This window comes from Variovorax sp. N23 (genome assembly GCF_025486315.1).
Lineage (GTDB): Bacteria > Pseudomonadota > Gammaproteobacteria > Burkholderiales > Burkholderiaceae_C > Variovorax.
The window spans coordinates 54,472-77,002 of the sequence record NZ_JAOOPY010000022.1; the positions used below are offsets into that span (position 1 = coordinate 54,472).

22 protein-coding genes and 1 pseudogene are annotated in these 22,531 nt (G+C 69.4%); 15 read left to right on the top strand and 8 right to left on the bottom strand.

What is annotated here, in order from left to right; all coding sequences use genetic code 11:
* Nucleotides 1–40 precede the first annotated feature (40 nt).
* Nucleotides 41–1,366, bottom strand: coding sequence for an MFS transporter (locus N8A90_RS23955; protein WP_262077758.1), 1,326 nt, complete (start codon nucleotides 1,364–1,366; stop codon nucleotides 41–43).
* Nucleotides 1,367–1,445: 79 nt separating this feature from the next.
* Here N8A90_RS23955 and N8A90_RS23960 point away from each other — a divergent pair, with 79 nt between their 5' ends.
* Nucleotides 1,446–2,414 carry a LysR substrate-binding domain-containing protein gene (locus N8A90_RS23960; RefSeq protein WP_262077759.1) on the top strand — a complete coding sequence of 323 codons (969 nt, stop codon included), beginning with the start codon at nucleotides 1,446–1,448 and terminating at the stop codon, nucleotides 2,412–2,414.
* 58 nt (nucleotides 2,415–2,472) lie between these two features.
* The gene (locus N8A90_RS23965) at nucleotides 2,473–3,216 is read left to right on the top strand and encodes an ABC transporter substrate-binding protein (protein WP_262077760.1); all 744 of its coding nucleotides are present in this window, start codon (nucleotides 2,473–2,475) and stop codon (nucleotides 3,214–3,216) included.
* Between the two features lie 37 nt (nucleotides 3,217–3,253).
* Here N8A90_RS23965 and N8A90_RS23970 read toward each other — a convergent pair whose 3' ends face one another.
* From N8A90_RS23970 to N8A90_RS23980, 3 genes are read right to left on the bottom strand one after another with little or no spacing between them, the layout of a single operon-like run.
* Nucleotides 3,254–4,387, bottom strand: coding sequence for a CaiB/BaiF CoA transferase family protein (locus N8A90_RS23970; protein WP_262077761.1), 1,134 nt, complete (start codon nucleotides 4,385–4,387; stop codon nucleotides 3,254–3,256).
* Nucleotides 4,388–4,393: 6 nt separating this feature from the next.
* On the bottom strand, nucleotides 4,394–5,365 hold the full coding sequence (locus N8A90_RS23975; protein WP_262077762.1) for a Bug family tripartite tricarboxylate transporter substrate binding protein: 972 nt from the start codon (nucleotides 5,363–5,365) through the stop codon (nucleotides 4,394–4,396).
* A 32-nt stretch (nucleotides 5,366–5,397) separates the two neighbouring features.
* Entirely contained in the window at nucleotides 5,398–7,101 is a 1,704-nt protein-coding gene (locus N8A90_RS23980; protein WP_262077763.1) for an acyl-CoA dehydrogenase family protein, read from the bottom strand.
* A 101-nt stretch (nucleotides 7,102–7,202) separates the two neighbouring features.
* Between N8A90_RS23980 and N8A90_RS23985 the strand changes: the two genes are divergently transcribed.
* Nucleotides 7,203–8,141 carry a LysR family transcriptional regulator gene (locus N8A90_RS23985; protein WP_262077764.1) on the top strand — a complete coding sequence of 313 codons (939 nt, stop codon included), beginning with the start codon at nucleotides 7,203–7,205 and terminating at the stop codon, nucleotides 8,139–8,141.
* A gap of 81 nt (nucleotides 8,142–8,222) precedes the next feature.
* Here the strand turns inward: N8A90_RS23985 and N8A90_RS23990 are convergent, their stop codons facing one another.
* Nucleotides 8,223–8,762 carry a phosphatase PAP2 family protein gene (locus N8A90_RS23990; RefSeq protein WP_262077765.1) on the bottom strand — a complete coding sequence of 180 codons (540 nt, stop codon included), beginning with the start codon at nucleotides 8,760–8,762 and terminating at the stop codon, nucleotides 8,223–8,225.
* Nucleotides 8,763–8,955: 193 nt separating this feature from the next.
* Here N8A90_RS23990 and N8A90_RS23995 point away from each other — a divergent pair, with 193 nt between their 5' ends.
* On the top strand, nucleotides 8,956–10,002 hold the full coding sequence (locus tag N8A90_RS23995) for an adenosine deaminase (protein WP_262077766.1): 1,047 nt from the start codon (nucleotides 8,956–8,958) through the stop codon (nucleotides 10,000–10,002).
* 13 nt (nucleotides 10,003–10,015) lie between these two features.
* Here N8A90_RS23995 and N8A90_RS24000 read toward each other — a convergent pair whose 3' ends face one another.
* Nucleotides 10,016–10,372 (bottom strand): DUF1161 domain-containing protein, encoded by a 357-nt coding sequence (locus N8A90_RS24000; protein WP_262077767.1) that lies wholly within the window; start codon nucleotides 10,370–10,372, stop codon nucleotides 10,016–10,018.
* A gap of 66 nt (nucleotides 10,373–10,438) precedes the next feature.
* On the bottom strand, nucleotides 10,439–11,374 hold the full coding sequence (locus N8A90_RS24005) for a LysR family transcriptional regulator (protein WP_262077768.1): 936 nt from the start codon (nucleotides 11,372–11,374) through the stop codon (nucleotides 10,439–10,441).
* Nucleotides 11,375–11,495: 121 nt separating this feature from the next.
* Between N8A90_RS24005 and hpaH the strand changes: the two genes are divergently transcribed.
* The 11 genes from hpaH (at nucleotide 11,496) to N8A90_RS24060 (ending at nucleotide 22,434) form a co-directional block, all read left to right on the top strand.
* Nucleotides 11,496–12,299 (top strand): 2-oxo-hept-4-ene-1,7-dioate hydratase, encoded by an 804-nt coding sequence (gene hpaH / locus N8A90_RS24010; protein WP_262077769.1) that lies wholly within the window; start codon nucleotides 11,496–11,498, stop codon nucleotides 12,297–12,299.
* A 19-nt stretch (nucleotides 12,300–12,318) separates the two neighbouring features.
* Complete coding sequence (locus N8A90_RS24015; protein ID WP_262077771.1) at nucleotides 12,319–13,788, top strand: aldehyde dehydrogenase family protein; 1,470 nt, start codon at nucleotides 12,319–12,321, stop codon at nucleotides 13,786–13,788.
* 24 nt (nucleotides 13,789–13,812) lie between these two features.
* Entirely contained in the window at nucleotides 13,813–14,685 is an 873-nt protein-coding gene (locus N8A90_RS24020; RefSeq protein WP_262077772.1) for an extradiol ring-cleavage dioxygenase, read from the top strand.
* Nucleotides 14,682–15,659 carry a fumarylacetoacetate hydrolase family protein gene (locus tag N8A90_RS24025; protein ID WP_262077774.1) on the top strand — a complete coding sequence of 326 codons (978 nt, stop codon included), beginning with the start codon at nucleotides 14,682–14,684 and terminating at the stop codon, nucleotides 15,657–15,659. The genes N8A90_RS24020 and N8A90_RS24025 overlap by 4 nt, the downstream gene beginning before the upstream one ends.
* 70 nt (nucleotides 15,660–15,729) lie before the next feature.
* Nucleotides 15,730–16,824, top strand: coding sequence for a BMP family ABC transporter substrate-binding protein (locus N8A90_RS24030; RefSeq protein WP_262077775.1), 1,095 nt, complete (start codon nucleotides 15,730–15,732; stop codon nucleotides 16,822–16,824).
* A 57-nt stretch (nucleotides 16,825–16,881) separates the two neighbouring features.
* Nucleotides 16,882–18,174 (top strand): guanine deaminase, encoded by a 1,293-nt coding sequence (gene guaD, locus N8A90_RS24035; RefSeq protein ID WP_262077776.1) that lies wholly within the window; start codon nucleotides 16,882–16,884, stop codon nucleotides 18,172–18,174.
* Between the two features lie 53 nt (nucleotides 18,175–18,227).
* Nucleotides 18,228–18,794: a dCTP deaminase gene (gene dcd / locus N8A90_RS24040; RefSeq protein WP_262077777.1), complete on the top strand. Its 567-nt coding sequence runs from the start codon at nucleotides 18,228–18,230 to the stop codon at nucleotides 18,792–18,794.
* A 148-nt stretch (nucleotides 18,795–18,942) separates the two neighbouring features.
* Nucleotides 18,943–19,215, top strand: a complete 273-nt coding sequence (locus N8A90_RS24045; protein ID WP_262077778.1) for a hypothetical protein — start codon at nucleotides 18,943–18,945, stop codon at nucleotides 19,213–19,215.
* Between the two features lie 53 nt (nucleotides 19,216–19,268).
* Entirely contained in the window at nucleotides 19,269–20,135 is an 867-nt protein-coding gene (locus N8A90_RS24050) for a neutral zinc metallopeptidase (protein WP_262077779.1), read from the top strand.
* Nucleotides 20,136–20,240: 105 nt separating this feature from the next.
* Nucleotides 20,241–21,716, top strand: coding sequence for a DEAD/DEAH box helicase (locus tag N8A90_RS24055; protein WP_262077780.1), 1,476 nt, complete (start codon nucleotides 20,241–20,243; stop codon nucleotides 21,714–21,716).
* A gap of 166 nt (nucleotides 21,717–21,882) precedes the next feature.
* Nucleotides 21,883–22,434, top strand: a complete 552-nt coding sequence (locus tag N8A90_RS24060; protein ID WP_262077782.1) for a cytochrome b — start codon at nucleotides 21,883–21,885, stop codon at nucleotides 22,432–22,434.
* 15 nt (nucleotides 22,435–22,449) lie between these two features.
* Here N8A90_RS24060 and N8A90_RS25530 read toward each other — a convergent pair.
* Nucleotides 22,450–22,531: pseudogene (locus N8A90_RS25530) on the bottom strand (sulfurtransferase); the annotation flags it as partial.

Genomic DNA, 22,531 nt, shown 5'->3' on the forward strand with positions numbered 1-22,531 from the left:
CCGCCCTCGACCCGGGCGGCCTTTTTCGTTCTGCACGCCGTCATGGGATCGGCCGTGCGCTCGAAGGCGTCAGCAACGGGCGGGCCACCAGCGCACAGGCCGCGGCGACGAACCACACCAGCGGCCAGCCCTGCAGCGCAATCAGATGCGGGATCGACAAGGGCGTGACGAAGCAGACCACGAAGACGCTGGTGTTCGCCATGCCGAGCGCGGTGCCGGCGCGCGCGGCACCGGCCAGGCTGGCGAGCTCGGTGTAGGCCACGCCGTGCCAGGCCGACACGCAGGTGCCGGTCAGCGCCAGCAGCACGACCAGGCCGACGCGTCCAGCGGAAGCGCCGGTCAGCAGACCGCCCGAGAGAGCCAGCATGCCCAGCGCCGTGAACAGCAACACGCTCAACAGCGCGCAGCCGCGCAGATAGGCCGGCCGGTTGCGGCGGCGGTCGGTCCAGCGGCCGCTCCAGATCCGCATGCCCATCGCACCCACCTGCAGTGCCACCATGGCCCCGGTGATGGTGGCCTGACTCGCATGGCCGAAGTCGTGCAGGAACACCGTGCCGAAGGAGAGCACCGCGAACTGCGGCCCGCACAGGATGCCGATGCCGGCCACGATGCGCCAGACCCGCAGGTCATGCAGCGGCCCCCGGTCGACGGCGACGCAGGCCGTTTTCACCGGCACCTTCGCCGGTACCCGCGTCGTGTCGCGCGCCAGGGTTCGTCCTGCGGATGAAGGTGGCTCGTGCACCCAGGCCATCACGAGCAGCGCGCCCAGTGCGCACAGGCCGGCGAGTACGGCGTACACCGCGCCGAAGCCGCCATGCAGGACGAGCGCCGGCAGCAGCAGGGCGCCGATGGCACCGCCCAGTGGTGTGGCGGTCTGCCGGATGCTCATCGCCAGGCCGCGCTCGCCTTCGCCGAACCACATCATCACGGCCCGGCCGCTGGCGCCGTTCACGCTGCCACCGAGCAGGCCGACGAGCAGCAGTCCGCCAGCGAGCCAGCTCAGCGGTGGGACCTGTTCGCCGTGCGGCGCAGCCCACAGGGCCATGGCCGCCAAGGCGGCCGCGGTGCTGGACAGGCCTGTCAGCAACACGGGTCGGTCACCCCAACGGTCAGTCAGCAATCCCCAGGGCAACTCGCTCAACGCGATGCCCAGGCCCATGAGGCCGAGCATGAGTCCGAGGGTGGCCGTGTCGAGCCGGTAGCCGGAACGCATCAGCACCGCGGTCATCGGTATGCCGCTGAAGGCGACGGAGAAAGCGGCGTTCGCGACCACGCCGGCGGTCAGTACCTTCCAGCGGTGGCGTGAGTCGAAAGGGGACCCGCCGAGCAGCGCCGGCGCTGCGGTGGAGGAGGCATGGCAAGGCATGCCGGCAGTGTCGAAGTTTGCAACCGTTCTGAATATCAGAAAATATGGGCCAGACCATCCATAAATTCAGGACTGTTCCATGGCCCAACCCATGTTCGACCTCGACGCGCTTCGCAGCTTCGCGAGCGGCATCGCCCTCGGCAGCTACGCGCGCGCCGCCGACCGACTGGGCCGGTCGACATCGGCGGTGAGCGCGCAGCTCAAGAAGCTCGAGGTGCAGGCCGGCACGGCGCTGTTTCGCAAGGCCGGCCGCGGCCTGGAACTGACCGACGCGGGCCAGACCATGCTGGCCTATGCGCACCGGCTGCTCGAACTCAACGACGAAGCCGCCGCGGCCATGCGCGGCGCCCATCTGCATGGCCTGGTGCGGCTTGGCCTGCAGGAGGATTTTGGCGAAACGCTGCTTCCGGAGGTGCTCGGCCGCTTTGCACGCGCGCACCCCGGGGTGCGGGTCGAGGCCTGCATGGCGCGCTGCACCGAACTGCGCGAACGCCTGAGCCTCGGCAAGCTCGACCTGGCCCTGGTCTGGGAGACCGGCAACCAGCCGCCGCTGCCGCACGGTGATCGCCTGCTCGAAGCGCCGCTGCAATGGATCGGTGCTGCGAACACGCATGCCTCCGAGCGGCCGCACTGGTGGCCGGAACGCTGGGCCGGGGGTGGCCGCCACGCAGAGCCGCTGCCCTTGGTCCTGCTCGACGCACCTTGTCCGGTGCGCGAGATGACGATGGCAGCACTCGATCGCGCGGGCATCCCATGGCGCCACGCGTTCAGCAGTTCGAGCCTGGCGGCGCTGTGGGCGGCGAGCGCGGCCGGCCTCGGCCTGACCGTGCGTACCTCGTTCGGACTGCCGCGCAGCGTGCAGGCGCTCGACAGGTCCGCCGTCGGTCTACCGGAGCTTCCGCCAATCAGCTTATGGCTCTACCGTGCGCAGGCACAACCCGAGGCCACGATTGCGCGCCTCGCAGAGATGCTGCGCCAGGCCTTGGCGCAATGCGATATGTCCACCCAGCAGACGTCAGTGCGCAGGCCGCGAGGGGTTCTCGTCTGAAACTGGTCAGACAATGGCTTCTAAGAAATGCATTCTCACCCCCTGACCAGGAACCGCCATGACCCTCGACCCTGCCGTCCTCCAGGCGTTGGCACCGCACGGTGTGCTGCGCGCCTCCATCAACCTGGGCAACCCCATTCTGGCGAACACGGACAAGACGACGGGCGAGCCGGTCGGTGTCTCGGTCGACCTGGCCCGCGGCTTCGCCGAGCGGATGGGGGTCGGCCTCGAGCTGGTCGTGTTCGACACGGCCGGCAAGTCGGTCGAGGCGGTCGCCGATGAAAAAGCGGACATCGGCTTCTTCGCGATCGACCCGGTCCGCGGCGCGCAGATCGCCTTCACGCAGGCCTACGTGCTCATCGAAGGCAGCTACCTGGTGCGCGACGAGTCGCCCCTGACGGCCAACGACGAGGTCGACCGCGCCGGCCACCGCATCGCGGTCGGCAAGGGGAGCGCCTACGACCTGTACCTCACGCGTGAACTGAAACACGCGCAGATCGTGCGTGCGCCGAGTTCGCCCACCGTGGTGCGGACCTTTCTCGAGCAGGCGCTCGACGTGGCCGCCGGCGTCAGGCAGCAACTCGAGGCCGATGTGCGCCAGCACGCCGGCCTGCGGCTCCTGCCGGGCCGCTTCATGGTGATCCAGCAGGCGATGGGGCTGCCGAAGTCACGGGGCAGCGAGGCGGCGGCCGTGCTTCGCGCCTTCGTGGAGGACATGAAGGCCACGGGCTTCGTCGCGGATGCACTCGCGCGGCATGGCATCCAGGGGGCTTCGGTGGCGCCCGGCGAATCACCGTCTTGAGCAGGGGGCCGAGCACCGGCTCGGCACGCCGTGCGCGTCAGCGCGCCTCGAAGCGCTCGCCCGGCGTCAGGGGCGCATGCCGGTAGCTCGCCGGCGTCCGGCCGAGCTTCACCGGGGCGCCGATGCCGCGGTAGCCGCCGGGCAGCTCGACCACCATGCCGCGGTGCGCCGTGTGCGGATGGGCCAGGGCCGCATCCACCGACAGCACCGGCGCGGCGGGCACCCCGGCGGCCATGAGCGTGTCGACGAGCCGGTTGCCGTCGAATTCCTTCATGGCGGCTTCGAGTGCCGTCTTGAGCGTGTCGCGGTTCACCGAACGCTGGCCGGCCGTCGCGTAGCGCACGTCCTCGGTCAGTTCCGGCACGCCGATGCAGCGGCAGAAGGCCGCGAACTGGCCGTCGTTGCCCACGGCGACGAACACCGGCTCGGTGCCGGTGGCCAGCGCGTCATAGGGGTAGATGTTCGGGTGCGCATTGCCGGTGCGTCGCGGCGCCTTGCCGTCGACGAACCAGTTGGCGGCGTGGGGATGCAGCAGCGACAGCCCGCTGTCGTACAGCGCGGCTTCGACGAACTGCCCGCGCCCGCTGCGCTGGCGCTCCTGCAATGCCAGCAGCACGCCGATGACGGCGTTCAGGCCGGTCACCATGTCGACCACCGGCAAGCCGACGCGCAGCGGCCCGCCGTCCGCTTCGCCGTTCACGCTCATGATGCCGGTCATCGCCTGCACCGCCGCGTCGTAGCCGGGCAGGGCGCCCAGCGGGCCGTCGGCGCCGAAGCCCGACACGCGGCACCACACCAGCCGCGGGAAGCGCTGCGACAGCGTTTCGTAGCCGATGCCCCAGCGCTCCATCGTGCCGGTCTTGAAGTTCTCGATCAGCACATCGGCCTCGGCCACCAGTGCGAGCAGCGCCTCGCGGCCTTCGGCGCTGCCGAGGTCCAGGTGCATCGTCCGCTTGTTGCGGTTGAGCCCGTGGTAGTAGGAGGCCACACCGTCCTTGAAAGGCGGCCCCCAGGTGCGCGTGTCGTCGCCCTGCGGCGGCTCGACCTTGAGCACGTCGGCGCCGTGATCGCCCAGGATCTGGCCGCAGTACGGCCCGCCGAGGATGCGCGAGATGTCCAGCACGCGGATGCCGGCCAGGGCGCCGGGGGACGATGAAGGCGATGCGTTCATGGCGGGTCAGTCGAGCTGCGCGCCGGCCTGCTTCACCACGCCGGCCCACTTGGCCATCTGCGCCTGGATGAACTTGCCCAGCTGCTGCGGCGTGGAAGACGGCGCAGGTTCCAGGCCCTGCGAGGCGAAGAGCTGCTTGACCTTCGGCGTGTCGAGCACGTCGACGAAGGCCTGGTTGAGCTTGGCGATGCGATCCGGCGGCGTGCCGGCCGGCGCCACGATGCCGAAGAAGACGCTCACGTCGTAGCCGGGCACCCCTTGCTCGGCGACGGTCGGCACGTCCGGCAGCGCCTGCGAGCGCTCGGTCGTGGTCACGCCCAGCGCGCGCAGCTTGCCGGTCTTGACGTAGGGCAGCGCGGTGAGCACGTCGGTGAAGCTCATGCTGACCTGGCCGCCGAGCAGGTCGTTCAACGCCGGCCCCGTGCCCTTGTAGGGAATGTGCTGCAGGTCGATGCCGGCCGATGCGTTGAACAGAACGCCCGCGAGGTGCGACGACGCGCCGTTGCCCGAGGACGCATAGCTGAGCTTGCCCGGGTTGGCCTTGGCGTAGGCGATCAGTTCCTTCACGTTCTTCACCGGCACCGCGGGGTTGACCACCAGGATGTTCGGGAGGTGGCCGACCTGGATCACCGGCGCGAAGCTTTTGGCCGGGTCGTAGTTGATCTTGCGGTAGAGGCTGGCATTGATGGCGAGCGGGCCCGAGGTGCCGAACAGCAGCGTCTGGCCATCGGGCGCCGCGCGCGCCACGTACTCGGCGCCGATGTTGCCGCCGGCACCGGCGCGGTTCTCCACGATCATCGGCTGGCCGAGGCGGTCCTTCATTTCCGCGGCGAGCGTGCGCGCCATCGCATCGGTCGGCCCGCCTGGCGGGAAGGGGATCACGAGCGTGACGGGCTTGTCGGGAAAGGTGTCCGCGTGCGCGAGCGGCATCAGGGGCAGGGCGGTGGCGGCAAGCACCAGGGTGGCGAGAAGTCGCATGGTTGTGTCTCCGTTGTTGTGGTTGAAAGGGTTCAGGCCGCGACGGCGGCCGGCGTGTCGGCCGTCCAGTCGCGTGGCACCTCCGAGGCGGCCAGCGGGTCGCGCGGCAGCACGCGGTGCAGCAGCACCTGTTGCGCCCACACGATGCGTTGGGCCGAGCCGCCCCGCGCGCCTTCCCAGGCCATCGCGATGGCGCTCGCCACGTGGTACAGCGCCGACGCGGCCTGCCGCGCGAGGCGGTCGCCGCCGTCGTCGGCCGCACGCTGGGCCAGCGCGGCGGCCCGTGCGAGCGCATCGCGCAGCGCGGCGGCGAAGGCGGGGGCCAGCGGGGCGTCGTCGATCAGTGCCTCGAAATGCGCCTGCAGCACCGGCAGCGAACCCTCGCGCTTCACCGCGCGGATCACGTCGAGCGCGACGATGTTGCTGGTGCCCTCCCAGATCGAGCCCAGGTGCGCGTCGCGCAGCAGCCGCGGATCGCTCCATTCCTCGATGTAGCCGCAGCCGCCGCGCACTTCCATCGCGTCGCCAGTCACCTTGCGGGCGTCGCGGCAGGCGCGGAACTTGATGAGCGGCGTGAGGATGCGCAGCAGCGGATAGGCGCCCGCCTCGCCGGCGTCGGAGCGGGCCAGCGCCTGCGCGGTCTGGAAGACCATGCTGCGCGCCTGCTCGGCCGGCAGGCGCAGCTTCTGCAGCTGGCGCTGCATCAGCGGCATGTCTTCCAGCCGTTTGCCGAAGGCGTGGCGCTCGTGCGCGATGTACTCGGCCTCGGCGACGGCGCGGCGCATCAGGCCGGCGGCGCGCACGCCGTTCGACAGCCGCGAGTTGTTCACCATGTCGGCCATCTGCACGAAGCCGCGGCCCTGCTCGCCGACCAGGTAGGCGAGGGCGCCTTCGAGGCGGATCTCGCCGCTGGCCATCGAACGCGTGCCCAGCTTGTCCTTCAGGCGCAGGATGCGGTAGTGGTTGGCACTGCCGTCGTCGAGCCGGCGCGGCAGCAGGAAGAGCGACACACCCTTGAGCCCCGGCGCGCCGCCGTCGACGCGGGCCAGCACCATCGCGAAATCGGCGTCGGGGTTGGAGCAGAACCACTTGTCGCCGCCGAGCCGCCAGCGGCCTTCTTCGTCCTGCCAGGCGCGGGTTTCGGTGGCGGCGATGTCGGAACCGGCCGCCTGCTCGGTCATGAACATCGCGCCCTGGGCGAGCGTGTCGATGTCGAGCGACCGGAAGCGCGGCATGAAGCGCTCGACCAGCTCGGGGCTGCCGAACTTCTTGAGCGTGCGGGCCAGCGAATCGGTCATCGACACGGGGCAGCACAGGCCGAACTCGGCCTGCACGAAGAGGTAGGTCAGCACGTACTTGACCAGCGGCGGCATGCGGCCCTTCCAGCCCAGCGTCTCGTCGCGGTGCGACATCGCGGCCAGGCCGAACTCGCTGAGCGCGAGCCGTTCCATCTCGACGTACGCCGGGTGCTTGTGCACCTGCGCATCGTCGATGCCGGTGCGGGTGCGCAGCGTGAGCGTGGGCGGATTCTGGTCGGCGGTGTGCGCCAGCTCGTCGAGCCGGCCACCGGCCAGCGCGCCGAGCCGTTCGAAGTGCGGGCGCATGTGCGACAGCAGATCGGCCGGCAGGTAGAGCGCCAGCAGCCTGTGCAGCTCGGAGTCGTGCGCGTAGAGGCTGCGGCCGTGGCGGTCGGGCACGGGATGGACGGCAGCGCCGTCGGCGATGTGGCGGGTCATCTTGTCTCCTTGTCCGCCCATTCTTCGTTGCAGATCGATTCCTGTCTAATATCGAATAGGTCTTTGTCGATCTGATCTGCCTATCGTTGAAAGGTCCTTGCATGGAACTTCGCCATCTGCGCTATTTCGTCGTGCTGGCCGAGGAACTGCACTTCGGTCGCGCCGCGCGGCGCCTGGCCATCTCGCAGCCGCCGCTGAGCGTGGCCATCCGCCAGCTCGAGGCCTCGGTCGGCGCGCAGCTCTTCGAGCGCAACAGCAAGGCGGTGCGCCTGACGGCGGCCGGGCAGACCCTGCAGGCGTCGGCCCACACGCTGCTGCGCGATGCGCAAGAGGCTGCGATGGAGGCGCGGCATGTGGCGCAGGGGTTGGCGGGGCGGCTGCGCATCGGCTTCGTCGGCGCCATGCTCTACCGCGGGCTGCCGCAGGCGCTCAAGCGCTTCCAGGCGGCGCACCCGGCGGTGCGCGTGACGCTGACCGAGCTCAATTCCGGCGAGCAGATGGCCGAGCTGCTGCACGACCGCCTGGACGTCGGCTTCGCCCACACGCGCCGCGTGCCTTCGGAGCTGCAGTGCCGCCTGCTGGTCTCCGAGGCTTTCGTCGCCTGCCTGCCCGCTGGCCATCGCCTGGCCAGGAGGCGCCAGGTCGCGGTGGCCGACCTGCGCGACGAGTCCTTCGTGCTGTTCTCGCGCAGCGCGTCACCCGACTACCACGCGCGCATCCTGTCGATCTGCGGCGACGCCGGCTTCTGGCCCGAGGTGCGGCAGGAGGTGCGGCATTGGCTGGCCGTGGTGTCGCTGGTGTCGCAGGGCATGGGCGTGGCGCTCGTTCCCGACGCGATGCGGCACTGTGCGCTGCCCGGTGCGGTGTTCCGTCCGCTGGAGGGCACGCGCACGCTGTCGGAGGCCTATGGCCTCTGGCCCGTGGCGTCGCTCAACCCGCTGGTGCCCCGCCTGCTCGACGAGGTGGTCGGCGCGCGCGCCGAACGGCCCGCTATGTCTGCCGGCCCAGGGGATCGACCCGCACCGCGCTCGCGGCGTTGAGCCCGATCGCCTGGCGCAACACGGCGCTGCGCCACAGTGGTTGCTAGCGGCCGGCGAGCCGCACTGCCGTAGAGCGCGCCTTCAGGACTCGGGGCGCCGGCGCAGGCGAGCCACGCCCGCCAGCGCGGCCTGCGCGATCGCGGCGACGCAGGCACCCAGCAGCGCACCGGCGGCCACGTCGACGGGGAAATGCACACCCACGTAGACACGCGCCCAGGCGGTCGCGACGGCGATCGCGAGCACGGCCAGGCCGACGGCGCGCAGACGCGGGTCGGCGATGAGCATGAAGGCCACGGTGAACATGACGGTGGCATGGGTGCTCGGCAGGCCGGCGCGTGCACCATGCGCCAGATATTCGGGGCTCAGCCCCAGCATGAACGGGCGTGGCGCATCGATGGCCGCGGCCAGTTCGCGCGACAGCGGCGAGGCGAGCGCCGCGACCACCAGTACGAAGGCCACGCGTGCACGCACGGCTGGCCGCTTCCAGGCGACGGCGGCGATCAGCGCGGCACACACCCAGGTCGAGCCCTCGGCCAACACCGAGGCGACCCACAACAACACGGAGTCGGGCCGATGACCGGCGGCGATGAGGTCGAAAAGCGCGAGGTTCCAGGCGTTCATGGGCTTGCGCTGCCTGCACTGGAATCGACTCGCTTCACCATCCGAACGCTCTCCTTGTTTCGTCAGGCGCGATGACGAAAAGGGCTGCGCCTGAATCCGGCCGATTGTCGCTGTCGAAGATGGATGGCGGATGAACGTGCCGCGGCAACGTCCGCGGCTCGCACGGCAGGGAAGATGGATTTACAGTGCCACCATGACCCCCCACGATTTCCAGATTTCCCCTGAACGCCTGCCGGAGCTGCTGTGCGCTATGCCCAAGGCCGAGTTGCACATGCACATCGAAGGCTCGCTTGAACCCGAGCTGATCTTCGCCCTGGCGCAGCGCAACGGCGTCACGCTGCCCTACGCCAGCGTGGAAGACCTGCGCCAGGCCTACGCCTTCACCAACCTGCAGAGCTTCCTCGACATCTACTACGCCGGCGCCAGCGTGCTGCTGAAGGAACAGGACTTCTACGACATGGCCTGGGCCTACCTGGAGCGCGCCGCGGCCGACAACGTGGTGCGCACCGAGATGTTCTTCGACCCCCAGACCCACACCGCGCGCGGCGTCGATGTGAAGGTCGTCATCGACGGCCTGCACCGCGCCTGCGTCGACGCCGAGGCCAGGCTGGGCGTGAGCGCGGCGCTCATCCTGTGCTTCCTGCGTCACCTGAGCGAAGAAGAGGCCTTCGAGACGCTCGAGCAGGCGCTGCCGTATCGGGACAAGTTCATTGGCGTCGGCCTCGATTCGAGCGAGGTCGGCCACCCGCCCGAGAAGTTCGCGAAGGTGTTCGCGCGCTGCCGCGAACTCGGCCTGCACCTGGTGGCGCATGCCGGGGAAGAGGGTCCGCCCGCCTACGTGTGGAGCGCGCTCGACGTGCTGAAGGTCGAGCGCGTCGACCATGGCGTGCAGAGCGCCAAGGACCCGGCGCTGATGGCGCGGCTCGCGAAAGACCGCATCCCGCTGACCGTCTGCCCGCTGTCGAACCTCAAGCTCTGCGTGTTCCCCGACCTGAAGGCGCACAACCTCAAGACGCTGCTCGATGCCGGCCTGGTCGCCACGGTCAATTCCGACGACCCGGCCTACTTCGGCGGCTACATGAACGAGAACTTCCTGCAGACCTTCGCGGCCACTGGCCTGACGGCGCAGCATGCCTGGCAGCTGGCGGCCAACAGTTTCGAGGGCAGCTTCATCGACGACGCCGCCAAGGCGCGCTACATGGGCCGGTTGAACGAGACCTTCGCGCGATTCGCCGCCTGACGTAGGCGCACCCTCAGGGCTTGCAGTTGCCGCCCACAGGGGCGCTGCCGTCCTTGCACTCGGTGAGCACGGCGGACCCGCGTGCTGGCGCAGGCGTTGATGCGTTGTCGGTGCCGGCCGCGCTCGGCCGTACGTAGACGATCTTGCGCGTACCCAGTGCGCAGCTGCCGACCACCTGGCCGCTGGGATTCGCGTTGGCATCGACCACCGTGACGCTGAAGCCGATCACACCCGATGCGGCGATCTTCGATTCGATCTGTGCGCGGAGGGCTTCGCAGTTGTTGCTGTCCTGAGCGCTGGCATGGCCGGCCAGCGCGCAGGCCGCGAGCAGCAGCCATGCCGAATGCGCGCGTGCGGTTCCAAGGTGCATGAGAGATTCCTTTCAGTTCACCGTACAGGTTGCCAGCATCTGGCGGCGGGCACGCAACCGAATGCTTCAGCGCGCTGCCTTGCTTGCGGCCACCTCAGCATGCCAGCGCGGCAGCCATGTCGCCAGATGCTCTGCAAAGCCCTCCGCCGCCGGTGACAGGTGCCGCCCCTGCGCCTGGTACAGGCAGACGGAGCGGATGGCCTCCGGCTCGACCACGCGCCGCATCACCAGGCCGAAGTGCTGCGCCAGCACCTGCACATAGGCCGGTGCGAGCGTGGCCGCGAGCCCTTGCGCCGCGATCCCCATCGCGGTCGTCAGGTTGTCGACCACGTCGACCGGCCCGACGCGTGAGCCCTCGGGCACGGTGAGCCGCATCTGCGCGACGCTGCGTTCATGGTCGTGGCCGGCCGCGACGAGGGGCTGGTCGCGCAGGTCGCTCCAGCGCACGCGCTTGCGCTTGGCCAGCGCGTGACCGGGCGGGCACCACAGCACCCAGGGGCTGTCGAAGAGCGGGCGGCTCTGCACGCCGGTCCCGACCGGGCGGTCGGGCCCGACGGCCAGGTCGACGTCGCCGGCGGCCACGCTGTCGACCAGCTGGTCCACCGGCAGGTCGCGGATGCGGATCACGACCTTGGGCCGCTCGGCCGCGTAGTCGCGGATGGCGGCGGGCAGCGCGGTGCTCGCCAGCGCGAGCGGCACGCCGATCCGCACCACGCCGGCCGCGCGATGGCGCACGTCGTCGGCCGCGCGCTCGGCGGCGTCGAGGTGGCGCAGCACCGTCTCGGCCGAGGGCAGGAAGTCGCGGCCGGCCGCGGACAGCGCGACACGCCGCGTCGTCCGGTCGAACACGCGAAAGCCGAGGATCGATTCGAGCTCGGCCACCAGCTGGCTCACGGCCTGCGCCGTGAGGCCCAGGCGCTCGGCCGCGGCGCTGAAGCTGTGCAGCTCGGCCACGCGGGCGAAGGCTTCGAGCTGGCGCAGGCTGACGCGGGACAGGGACATGGCGCGATTATCAATCTCTGCTTGGCAATGGCTCCAAAAGCATTGCTTGTTGCTGCACCGGCTGCGCTCGACACTGGCGCCCGGCCCGGTGAGCGGGCACACGACAAGAAGGAGACACCCCATGCTCGACGCATCGACCCACGCCGCGCTGGCGCGCGAACTGCACGAAGCGCAACGCACCCGCGTGCAGCTCGGCCACTTCTCGCTGCGTCATCCGACGATGACCATCGAGGACAGCTACGCCATCCAGGCCGAATGGATGACGCTCTGCATGGCCGAAGGCCGCCGCGTCATCGGTCACAAGATCGGCCTGACCTCGCGCGCCATGCAGCTCGCGTCGCAGATCACCGAGCCCGACTACGGCACGCTGCTCGACGACATGCTGCTGCGCGACGGCGCCGAGGTGGAGGCCGCGCGCTTCATCGTGCCGCGCTTCGAGACCGAGTTCGCCTTCATCCTCGCCAGGCCACTCAAGGGCCCGAACGTGACGCTGTTCGACGTGCTGAACGCCACCGACTACGTGGTGCCCGCGCTGGAGCTGATCGACGCGCGCATCGCGCAGTTCGACCGCGAGACGAAGGCGCCGCGCAAGGTGCTCGACACCATCGCCGACAACGCGGCCAACGCCGCCATCGTGCTGGGCGGCCGGCCGATGAAGCCCGATGCGGTCGACTGGCGCTGGGCCGGCGCACTGCTGTTCAAGAACGGCGTGATCGAGGAATCGGGGCTGGGCGCCGCGGTGCTCAACCACCCGGGCAACGGCGTGGCCTGGCTGGCGAACAAGCTCGCGGCTTTCGACCAGGGGCTGGAGGTCGGCGAGATCGTGCTCGGCGGCTCGTTCACGCGGCCGGTGCCGTGCGCGTCGGGCGATGTCTTCCATGCCGACTACGGGCCGCTCGGTTCCATCTCCGTCCGCTTCGTCTGATCACTCTGAAGGTGCACCCATGACTACCCTCGACGTGGCCGGCATCGCCGTGTCTCCCGACCATTACATCGACGGCCGCCGCGTGCCGTCGGACCAGCACTTCGAGCTGCACAGCCCGATCGACCAGCGCCTGCTCGGCCGCATCGCGGAAGGCACGGCCGCGCATGTCGAAGCCGCCATCGTCGCCGCGCAGAAAGCCTTCCCGGCCTGGAGCGCAATGACCGCGGCCGACCGGAAGCCGCTGCTCGACCGCTTCGCCGAAGAGATCGGCAAGCGCGCCGACGACTTCTGCGCGCTGGAGAGCAACGACGCCGGCGTGCTGCTCTCGCGCATGCGCCATGGCGTGGTGCCGCGCGCGATGCTCAACCTCTCGTGGTTCGCGCAGCACGCGCTGACGCTGCAGGACCGTCCCATCGACACCGAGCAGGCGCACCACATCGTGCGGCACGACCCGGCCGGCGTGGTCGTGATCATCACGCCGTGGAACGCGCCGCTGATGCTGTCGACCTGGAAGCTCGGGCCGGCACTGGCGGCCGGCAACACCTGCATCCTGAAGCCGCCGGAATGGGCGCCGCTGACCTGCTCGCTGCTGGCGGACGCGGCGCATGCGGCCGGCCTGCCGCCGGGCGTGTTCAACGTGGTGCAGGGCACCGGCGCGCGCACGGGTGGGGCGCTGGTGGCCGACCCGCGCATCGCCCGCGTGTCCTTCACCGGCTCGGTGCCGACGGCCAAGGCCATCGCGCAGGCCGCGGGCGCGAACCTCGTGCCCTGCAGCCTGGAACTCGGCGGCAAGAGCCCGTTCATCGTGCTGGCAGACGCCGACCTGGATGCCGCCGCCGCGACCGGCGCGCTGATGTACCGCAACGCCGGCCAGGTCTGCCTCGCGGGCACGCGCTTCCTGGTGCATGCGAAGGTGGCGGATGCCTTCGTCGCGGTGATGCGTGGCTACGTCGAGAAGCTGACCGTCGGCGACCCGCGCGACGCCGCGACCGAGGTCGGGCCGATCATCCATCCGCGCCAGATCGAGCGCGTGGCCGGCTTCGTCGACCGCGCGGTGGCTGGTGGAGCGAAGCTGCTGTGGGGCGGTGCGAAGCACGGCTTCGGCGCGCAGTACTACCAGCCGACCATGCTCACCGGCCTGAAGCAGAGCGACGAGATCGTGCAGAACGAGGTGTTCGGCCCGGTGCTCACGCTGCAGACCTTCGCCGATGACGACGAGGCCGTCGCGCTGGCCAACGGCACCGACTATGGCCTGGGTGGCGTTTGCTACGGCGAGGCGGCGCACGCCACCGCCGTGGCACAGCGCGTGCGCACTGGCTTCATCTGGGTCAACAGCTTCGGCATCCGCGACCTGGCCGCGCCCTTCGGCGGCATCAAGCGCAGCGGCATCGGGCGCGAGGGCGGCGACTGGAGCTTCGAGTTCTTCTGCGACGTCAAGGACGTCGTGGTGCCCAAGAAGCCGTTCAAGGCCAGCTTCAGCCACCGTTGAACCGACGAACAAGGAGACAAGGACATGGGACAGATCGTTGGCGCCGCACTGGTGTCGCACCACCCCGGCCTCATGCAGTGCGAGGAGTTCCGCCGCCTCCAGGGCGCGGGCGAGGACTCGGACCTGATCGCCGGCTACACCCGGCTGCGCGCGAAGATCGCCGAGGCCAGGCCGGACGTCGTCGTGCTCTTCGACTCGCACTGGTTCACCACCGGCTACCACCTGGTCGATGCGGGGCGGCACTACAGCGGCATGTACACCTCGGACGAGATGCCGTGGTACCTGCACGGCGTGCCTTACGACTACCGCGGGCATCCGCAGTTGGCACAGGCCATCGAAGCGGTGTCGCGCGAGCGCGGCGGCTACAACCGCGCCATCGCGCACCCCGATCTCGGCCGGCAGTACCCGACGATCAACCTGGTGAAGCATCTGCGCTTCGAGGAGCCGGCGATGCCGGTGGTCACGGTCAGTTCCTGCCAGAACTGCGAGCGGCCGCACTTCCTGGCATCGGGCGAGGCGATCGGCGAGGCCATCGCGCGCAGCGACCTGCGCGTGCTGCTGATCGCTTCCGGCGCGCTGAGCCACCGATTCAACGGCATCGACTGGAAGCCGAACCATCCGCGCATCTTTCACGAGAGCAATGTGTCGCGGCCCGAGAACATCGCGAGCGACAAGGGCGCCATCGAACTGCTGCGCCAGGGTCGGCACGACCAGATCCTCGAGCGTTGGGACGCCGAGTACCGGCGTCTGCCCTGGGAGGCCTTCGGTGCGCACTACCTGCAGATGCTCGGCGCGATGGGCGGTGCGAAATGCCGTACCGAAGGCGAGACGCTGTCGGCCTACGAGAACGCCCGGGGCACCGGCAACATCCACATCTGGTTCCAGGGGACGCCATGAACTTCGAGTTTCCGTTCAATGAACTGCCGGCCGTCATGCGCGGCCCGCGCGTGGAACGCCGCCGCGTGCTGGTGGGCGGCAGCGCCTTCTGGGGCACAGTGGTGGAAGAGGGCGACGATGCCGGCCAACTGCGGCTCGACGACGGCCGGCTGATCGATGCGCAAGGGCAGGCCTACCTGCCGCCGGTGTCGCCCAGCAAGATCATCGCGGTGCACATCGCGTACAGCTCGCGCAGCTTCGAGACGCGCAACAAGCCGAAGCCCACCGAGACGCCGACCTACTTCACCAAGCCGCCGACCGCGCTCAACGGCCACGGCGGGCAGATCCTGAAACCCACCGATTGCAAGTACCTCAACTACGAAGGCGAGTACGCGGTCGTCATCGGAAAAACGTGTCGCAACGTGACGCCCGACGAGGCCTGGGATTGCATCGAGGGCTTCTGCCCTGCGCTCGACATGGGCCTGCAGGACTTTCGCGACACCGACCAGGGCTCGATGCTCCGCGTGAAGGGCGCCGACACGTTGCTGCCCATCGGGCCCGGCATCGTGCGCGGCGTCGACCTGTTCGCGCAGACCTTGCGCACCACCGTCAACGGGCTGGTGGTGCAGGAGGCGCACATCGGCGACGAGACCATCTGGGGGCCGCACTACGTCATTGCCGACATCGCGCGCCACATCACGCTGGTGCCCGGCGACGTCATCCTGATGGGCACGCCCTGCCATTCGCGCTCGGTCGACGCGGGCGACGTGGTGGCCTGCGAGATCACCGGCATCGGTCGGGTCGAGGGCACGGTGGTGGCGGTCGATGTGCCACGCGCCAGTGCGCTGGGCGTGGGCCATGCACCCACCGACACGCCCGAGGTGCGCCGCGTGGCGCTGGGCTTCGACGAGCGCGTGCCGGAGCGGTTCAAGGAGAACCTGCGGCGGGCCAAGGGTGGACGGGCCGAAGAACGCGAGGGCGGCGCGAGCCCTTAAAATGCGCCCCGCGTTGCAGGCGTCCCGGCTGCAGCGCGTTTTCTTTACCGGGGCCATGTAGAGGAACACCATGTACAAAAACCTCGTGGCCGCGCTCGCGGCTGCCTGTTGCTTTTCGTCTCCCGCTTTTTCACAACTTGCACCGGCCGCGCCGCCGCCGCTGAAGATCGGCTTCGTCTACGTCGCGCCGCTGGCCGACGCCGGCTGGGTGCACCAGCACGACGAGGGCCGAAAGGCCGTCGAGGCCGCGCTGGGGCCCAAGGTGAAGACCACCTTCGTCGAGAACGTGCCCGAGGGCGCCGATGCCGAGCGCGTGATCCGCGACCTCGCCCAGCAGGGCAACAAGCTCATCTTCACGCCCAGCTTCGGCTACATGGAGCCGACGCTGAAGGTGGCGAAGGACTTCCCCGACGTGAAGTTCGAATCGGTCACCGGCTACAAGACCGCGCCCAACGTCGCGGCCGCGAACGCGCGCTACTACGAGGGCCGCTACCTGGCCGGCGTGGCCGCGGGCCGCATGACGAAGACGCACGTCGCGGGCTATGTCGCGGGCTTCCCGATCCCCGAGGTGCTGCAGGGCATCAACGCCTTCACGCTGGGCATGCGTTCGGTCGACCCGAAGGCGCAGGTGAAGGTCGTGTGGCTCGACGCCTGGTTCGACCCGCCGAAGGAACGCGACGCGGCCATGACGCTGTTCAACCAGGACGTCGACGTGATCGCCTTCCACACCGGCTCGACCGCCGTCATGGCGGCGGCGCAGGCACGCGGCAAGATGGCCGTGGCCTACCACTCGGACATGCGCAAGGTCGCGCCCGACGCGCAGATCGTCGCGGTGACGCACCAGTGGGGCGGCTACTACACGCAGCGCGCCCGCGCGGTGCAGGGTGGCAGCTGGAAGCCCGGCAATGTGTGGGGCGGCGTGAAGGAAGGAATGATCCGCGTCGGCGACTTCGGCCCGAAGGTGCCCAAGGCGGTGCAGGACGAGGTGCTGGCGCGGCAGCAGGACATCGCCACCGGCAAGCTGCGGCCCTTCGCTGCGGTGGCGGCCGACGTGCGCGACAACGAAGGCCATGTCGTGATCGCCAGGGGCACAGCACTCAGCGACGAGCAGATCCTCAAGATGAACTGGCTGGCCGACGGCGTGCAGGGCCGCGTCGCACGATAGCCGCTATACGGCGGCGCCGATTCGCGCTGGCACGTCTTGCGCTAGGCTCCGGGCACGATGAAAAGAGCCTACCGCGCCTCCCTCCTGCGCTTCGACGACGCCGGTCGCCCCTTGTTCGACGAGGACGGCCTGCTGGTCGTCGCGCCCGATGCCACCGGCCGCCAGCGCGTGGTCGATGCAGGCCCCCACGCCGCCGTGGCACCGCGCCATCCCGGTGCGGCCGTCACGCACTGGCCGGGCCGCATCCTGGCACCGGGCTTCGTGGACATGCACATCCACTTCCCGCAGACCGACATCATCGGCGCGCCGGCCGACGGGCTGCTGCCCTGGCTGGAGAACTACACCTTTCCCGAAGAAGGCCGCTTCGCCGAGGCCGCGCATTCGGAAGCGGTCGCCGAGGTCTTCTTCGACGAGCTGCTGCGCAACGGCGTGACGACCTCGCTGACCTTCGCGACCTCGCACGTCGCGTCGGTGCAGGCCTTCTTCGCGTCGGCCCGGCGTCGCGGGCTGCGCATGATCACCGGCAAGGTGCTGCAGGACCGCCATTCGCCCGACGGCGTGCGCGACGAGACCGCGCAGAGCCTGGCCGATACCGAGTCGCTCATCCGGCAGTGGCACGGCGTCGACCGCCTGGGCTACGCCATCACCCCGCGCTTTGCGCCGACCAGCACCGACGCGCAGCTGCGCGGCGCCGGCGAGCTGGCGGCGAAGTACCCCGACACCTGGATCCATTCGCATGTCGCGGAGAACAAGGACGAGGTGAAATGGGCGCGCGAGCTGTTCCCGCATGCGCGTTCGTACCTCGAGGTCTACAACGGCTTCGGCCTGATGCGCGAGCGCGCCGTGTACGCGCACTGCATCCACTTCGACGACGAGGACCGCCGCCTGATGCGTGCGACGAAGACGGCCACGGCCGTCAGCCCGACCAGCAACCTGTTCCTGGGCAGCGGCTTCTTCGACTTCGAGGGTGCCGACCGCATCGGCTATCGCTATGGTCTGGCGAGCGACGTGGGCGGCGGCACCAGCTTCAGCCCCTTCGCGACCATGATGGCCGCGTACTACGTCGGCCGCGAAGGGCAGACCAAGCCGGGCATCAGCATCGCGCCGTCCGAGCTCTGGTGGCGCCACACCGGCGGGGCGGCCGAGGCGCTGGGGCTGGCGGGCGTGATCGGCAACCTGCAGCCGGGCTGCGAGGCCGACTTCATCGTGATCGACCCCAAGGCCACACCGATGCTGGCGCGCAAGACCGGGCTGGCGGCCAACCTGGAAGAACTGCTGTTCGCGATGATCGTGCTGGGCGACGACCGGCTGATCGAACGCACGGTGATCTCGCAGGCGCTGCCCGGCTGATCCGGCGGGCCGGGCGGCCTGCCTAGAATGGCGCCCCGAGGAAGGACCCCGACATGAGCATCAAGAGCGACAAGTGGATTCGGCGCATGGCCGAGCAGACCGGCATGATCGAGCCCTTCGAGCCCGGCCAGATCCGCGAGCGCGAGGGCCACAAGATCATCAGCTACGGCACGTCGAGCTACGGCTACGACATCCGATGCGCGCCAGAATTCAAGGTCTTCACCAACATCCACAGCACGGTGGTCGACCCGAAGAACTTCGACGAGAAGAGCTTCGTCGACATGCACGGCGACTACTGCATCATCCCGCCCAACAGCTTCGCGCTGGCACGCACGGTCGAGTACTTCCGCATCCCGCGCAACGTGCTGACCATCTGCCTGGGCAAGAGCACCTACGCCCGCTGCGGCATCATCGTCAACGTCACGCCCTTCGAGCCCGAATGGGAAGGCTACGTGACGCTCGAATTCAGCAACACCACGCCGCTGCCGGCCAAGATCTACGCCGGCGAAGGCTGCGCGCAGGTGCTGTTCTTCGAGAGCGACGAGGTCTGCGAGGTCAGCTACAAGGACCGTGGCGGCAAGTACCAGGGCCAGCACGGGGTGACGCTGCCGAAGGCGTGATCGCCTGCCGCCCGATCGCCGGGCGGTGTCCGATTCGCAGCCCGGCTGCGGTCCTACAACGGCTCGCGCTTTCCGGCAAAGGCCGTCCGCTGCGACGCGCAGCACCATCGGTAACTGGACGTACACCCTGTACGGCGTCGAGGACCCGATGATGAATTCCCAGGAATACCTGCTCCCCGAGCGCCCGATGACGCCGTTGCGCTGGCTGCTGGCCGCGGCGCTGCTGTCGATCATGCTGGCGCAGATGGTCGCCATGGTGATGGTCACCCGCTCGCAGGTGCTGCGGGCCGAGGTGCGGGAGGCGGCGGAGCGCAGCCAGGGCCCGACGAGGGGATCGACGGCGGTGGTGTCGTCCGATGCCCGGCCCGTGGATGTCCCCCGCCATGGTTTGATCGCGGTCGGACTCTCCGCCGCGCGCTGAGCGCGTAGGATTGCGCCAAGTCCGCCATGCAGGCGGCTGTCAAGGAGAGCGTCATGCGGTGGGAAGGCAACGAACAGTCGGACAACGTCGAGGATCGCCGCGGCGGCGGCGGCGGATTCCCCATCGGTGGGCGCAGCGTCGGCATCGGTACCGTGGCGGTGGCGCTCATCGCGGGCTGGATCTTCGGCATCAATCCGCTCACCGTGCTCGGCCTGCTCAGCGGCGGCGAGTCCGCGCCGCAGGTGCAGCAGGGGCCGGCGCAGAAGCCCCCTCCCGACGATCGCGAGGCAGCCTTCGTCTCCACCGTGCTCAAGAACACCGAAGTCGTCTGGACCCAGGCGTTCCAGCAGAACGGCGGCACCTACCAGCCGCCGCGTCTCGTGCTGTTCCGCGACGCCACGCCGACGGCCTGCGGCACCGGCCAGTCGGCCATGGGGCCGTTCTACTGCCCCGGCGACAAGAAGGTCTACATCGACCTCGGTTTCTTCGACACCCTCAAGCGCGACCTCGGCGCGCCGGGCGAGTTCGCCCAGGCCTACGTGATCGCGCACGAGGTCGGCCACCATGTGCAGGACGAGCTCGGCATCACGGCCAAGGTCGACGGCATGCGCGGGCGGCTCAGCCCCACGCAGAACAACGCGGTCAGCGTGCGGGTCGAGTTGCAGGCCGACTGTTTCGCCGGCGTGTGGGCGCACCACTCGCAGCAGTCCAAGCAGTGGCTGGACCCGGGCGACATCGAGGCGGCCATGAACGCCGCGCAGAAGATCGGCGACGACGCGCTCCAGCGCTCGGCCGGCCGCGCCGTGGTGCCCGACAGCTTCACCCACGGCACCAGCGCGCAGCGCCAGCGCTGGTTCGGCACTGGCTACAAGACCGGCACCATGCAGTCCTGCGACACCTTCGCCGCCAAGCAGTTGTAGGCCCACGCGGTCCTGGTCTTCGGCTGCTCCTGATTCGATAGCGAATCGGCGGGTCACCGCACTGTCATTGCCGTTTTTTGCCGCAGTGCGACAATAGCGGGCTTCATGACAAGCTCCTTCTCCAATCTTTCGCTGGCAGAACCGCTGGCGCGCGCCGTGGCCGAAATGGGCTACGAGACCATGACGCCGATCCAGGAACAGGCCATTCCGGTCGTGTTGTCCGGGCAGGACGTGATGGGCGCCGCGCAAACCGGTACCGGCAAGACGGCCGCCTTCTCGCTGCCCCTGCTGCAGCGGATGCTCAAGCACGAGAACAGCTCGACCTCGCCCGCCCGCCACCCGGTGCGTGCGCTGGTGCTGCTGCCCACGCGCGAGCTGGCCGACCAGGTGGCCCAGCAGGTCAAGCTGTATGCCAAGTACACCAACCTGCGCTGCGCAGTGGTGTTCGGCGGCATGGACATGAAGCCGCAGACGCTCGAATTGAAGAAGGGCGTCGAGGTGCTGGTCGCCACGCCGGGCCGCCTGCTGGACCACATCGAGGCGAAGAACGCGGTGCTCAACCAGGTCGAGTACGTGGTGCTCGACGAGGCCGACCGCATGCTGGACATCGGCTTCCTGCCCGACCTGCAGCGCATCCTGAGCCACCTGCCCAAGCAGCGCACCACGCTGCTGTTCTCGGCCACGTTCTCGCCGGAAATCAAGCGCCTGTCGGCCAGCTACCTGCAGGACCCGGTCACCATCGAGGTGGCGCGCCCGAACGAGACCGCATCGACCGTCGAGCAGCGCTTCTTCAGCGTGAGCGACGACGACAAGCGCCGCGCGCTCAAGCAGATCATTCAGCAGCGCGGCATCACGCAGGCCTTCGTCTTCGTCAACAGCAAGCTGGGCTGCGCCCGGCTGGCCCGCTCGCTCGAGCGCGAAGGGCTGCGCACCACCGCGCTGCACGGCGACAAGAGTCAGGACGAGCGCCTGAAGGCGCTCGACGCTTTCAAGAAGGGCGAAGTCGACTTGCTCGTGTGCACCGACGTCGCGGCCCGCGGCCTGGACATCAAGGACGTGCCGGCGGTGTTCAACTTCGACATCCCGTTCAATGCCGAGGACTACGTGCACCGCATCGGCCGTACCGGCCGTGCCGGCGCGTCGGGGCTGGCGGTGAGCTTTGCGAGCGGCGGCAACGACGCACGCCTGGTCGCCGACATCGAGAAGCTGATCAAGACCAAGATCGAGCTCGAGCCGATGGAGTTCGAGGAAGACCGCCCGCGCGGCCGCATCAACGACGGTCGCCGCCATTGGCGCGAAGAGGGCAAAGAGGGCGAGGCCGGCGACGAGCGCGATGTGCTCGACACGCTGGGAGCACCCCGCGAACGCGCCGAGGCGCGCGCACCGCGCGGCGGCGGACGCCCGCACCGTGTGCAGGCGCCGCGCGACCCCTTCTTCGAGAAGCCCTACGAAGCGCCGGAGCGCGAAGTCACGCCGGAGTGGGAGGCCGCCGCCAAGGCCGGGCCGGCGCGTGGCATTTCGGCGAACATCAAGAGCAAGCGCAAGGTGGCCGCGCTGTTCAAGAGCAGCGAGCCGAGCTGATCTGCGCCCTGCGTGGTCACCGGTCCGGGCGCTGGCCGTCCGGCCTCGGGACCGCGGCGTGCACCGATGACGTCTGCTGACGCTGGCTTAACGAGGTGTTAAGCCAGGCGGGCTACAACCTGCGGGTTGACCGCACCCCTGCGGTCCGTTCTCACGGAATCCGTTCATGCCCTGGAAAAATACGACGAGCCGCTACGGCACCCTGGTCATCGGCCTGCACTGGCTGATGCTGTTGTTGCTGGTGGCGGTGTACGCCACGATGGAGCTTCGCGGGTGGGCCCCCAAGGGCAGCGCGCTGCGCGACAGCCTCAAGCCCCTTCACTTCATGCTCGGCCTGACGGTGCTTGCGCTGGTGGCGGTGCGCATCGTCTCGCGCATCGGGGCGGGGCGCGCGCCGGCCATCGTGCCTGCGGCACCGCGTTGGCAGTCGGGGCTCAGCCACCTCATGCATTTGGCGCTGTACGCGTTTCTGGTGGCGATGCCGATCCTCGGCTGGGCGGTGCTGAGCGCCGAAGGCAAGCCCATCGTATTTTTCGGCTTCCCGGTGCCGCCGCTGATCGCACCCGATGCCGACCTGGCCGATCAGATCCAGGAGGTGCACGAGGCGCTCGCCAGCGTGGGCTATGTCCTGATCGGCCTGCATGCGGTGGCGGCGCTCTACCACCACTACGTGCAGCGCGACAACACGCTGCGGCGCATGCTGCCCGGCCGCGGCTGAGTCGTTCACAGCTTCTCAGATCACCTGGAAGTGGTGCGTACCGTCGCGCGCCAGTTGCGCGACCAGGCCGAATTCCCAGTCCAGGTAGGCCTGCATG